Annotated in this window: 1 protein-coding gene and 1 pseudogene; both read right to left on the bottom strand. The window is 68.1% G+C overall.

All coding sequences use genetic code 11. From position 1 onward, the window contains the following. Positions 1-188: pseudogene (locus tag HUA78_RS45610) on the bottom strand (ATP-binding protein); the annotation flags it as partial. A gap of 181 nt (positions 189-369) precedes the next feature. Next, entirely contained in the window at positions 370-1,908 is a 1,539-nt protein-coding gene (istA, locus tag HUA78_RS45605) for an IS21 family transposase (RefSeq protein WP_174459495.1), read from the bottom strand. Positions 1,909-1,977 lie beyond the last annotated feature (69 nt).

Genomic DNA, 1,977 nt, shown 5'->3' with positions numbered 1-1,977 from the left:
GCCGCGCTCAGCCGAGAGGAGAGCTTCTTGTTCTCTCGGTGCATCCACTCCGCGTCGGCCAGCAGACCCACGAGGTCGGCGGGGCTGACGTCTCGCTCCGCTGGCCTCGCCAACCAGTCGCGCAGGTACGAGGCCATCCCGTGCAGCTTCATCCCGTTGAGTTTCTCCAGCGTCTGTTCCACCAGCATCGGGTTCGTTCCTCTTGTCGGTCATGGGGGCTTGCCCGCGCGCGCCAGCTTCTCAGGGCGCGCGGGCCCCTTCCGAGTGCGGGTGACCGAGGCCTCGCACCAGACGGGAAGTGTCCGCGCACACAAGGGGCCCCGCCGCGGCGGGTGCCGGCGGTGCTCGTCTCGGCGTGCGCGAGATACGTCAGTGGTAGTAGTGGGGGCCGCGCACGTTCTCATGGGCGGGCAGGGGCGGCTTCTCCTCATGCGCCTCCCGCGCGTCCTCCAGGTGGTGCTGGAGAATGGCGGCCACGGACTTGTAGCTGTAGGCCCGGTGGCGCACGGCCCTGGCGCACGCCTTCTCTAGCCGCGCCTCGCCGTACTTGTCCTTCAATCGCATGACGCCCAAGGCTCCGCGGAAGCCCTGCTCTGGATGGGGTTTGCGCTCCATGAGGCCTTGCACCAGCGCGGCCGTGGAGGGGCCCGTCTTCTGCGCCCACGTCAACAGCCGCGCGGGCGTCCACTCCGCGTGGGACTGGTGGCTGGCGGGCATGTGCTCCTTCAGCGTGGAGTAGCCCTGGGTGCGCTTTCGCACGTGGCTCGCGACTCGTCGGCCTCCGAGGAACACCTCGACGCTCCCCTCCGTGTAGCGGGCCTCCACCTGCTTGTGCGCCAGCGAGTACGGCACGCTGTAGAGGTGCCCCTCCACCTCGACGTGGTAGTCAGGAGGGACGCGCGCCTTCCTCCAGAAGGCCAACTCGTAGGCGTGTACCGGCAGGGCTTTCAGCACGGGCTTCTCGAGCTCCTCGTACAACTGGCGACGCGAGCGCCCCACATGCCGCATCGGGCGCTCATTCAGCTTCTCGAGCAACGGCCGTACGGCCTCGCGCACCTCGTGCAGGCCACCGAAGCGGCGGTTGCGCAGGACGGCCAGAATCCACCGCTCCGCCACCAGCACCGCCGCCTCTACCTTCGCCTTGTCGCGCGGGCGGCGAGGACGTGCCGGCAGAATGGCGAAGCCGTAGTGCCGCGCCAGGTCGGCATACGTGGGGTTCTCTTCCGGCTCGTAGCGGTGCGCGCGCGTGACTCCGGACTTCAGGTTGTCCGGCACCACCAACTCCGGGACACCCCCAAAGAAGGCCATGGCGCGCACGTGGCAGCCCACCCAGGTGGCCAGGTCCTCGGAGTAGACGGGCTCGACGTACGTGTAGCTGCTGGCCCCCAACGTGGCGACGAAGAGCTTCGCGACCCGCACCTCTCCGGTGTCGCCATCCACCACCTCGACGCCATCCCCGCTGAAGTCCACGAAGAGCTTCTCGCCCGCCCGGTGCTCCTGCCTCATGGTGACACCGAGGACGGACTGCCAGCGCCCATACCGCTCGCAGAACTGGCTGTACTGGTACCCACCCGGGTTGGCCGCCAGGTACTCCTCCCACAACAGCAGCTTGGTAACCCCCTTGCGTTTGAGCTCTCGGTGCACCTGCGCCCAGTCCGGCTCCGGCCGGTGCGCAATCGCCTTTCCCTCGTCAGGGAAGAACAGCGCGGTGAGCGCCCCGTCGTCGTCCAACTCTGGCGGCAGCGGCCAGCCTCCCACCCCTGCTACCCGTGCTCGCCCCAGGTACTCGCACACCGTCCCATTCCCGATGCCCAGACTCGTGGCGATGTTCCTCGTCGACAGCTTCGACGCGAACCGCAATCGCAACACCTCTCTCAACTTGCGCACCGCCAGCCTCTCTTGGGCCATCTCCACCTCCTCGAAGGAGATGGAGGCGAGACCCTGCTGCCCAGTGCCGTCAACGCTCCGTGTTCCGCC

The organism is Myxococcus sp. CA033, from assembly GCF_013336625.1.
GTDB classification, from domain to species: domain Bacteria; phylum Myxococcota; class Myxococcia; order Myxococcales; family Myxococcaceae; genus Myxococcus; species Myxococcus llanfairpwllgwyngyllgogerychwyrndrobwllllantysiliogogogochensis.
This window is presented reverse-complemented; position numbering and strand designations above follow the sequence as displayed.

Excerpts from the sequence above, each read along its gene's own strand:
- istA (WP_174459495.1), bottom strand. The coding sequence starts at position 1,908 with ATGGCCCAAGAGAGGCTGGCGGTGCGCAAGTTGAGAGAGGTGTTGCGA.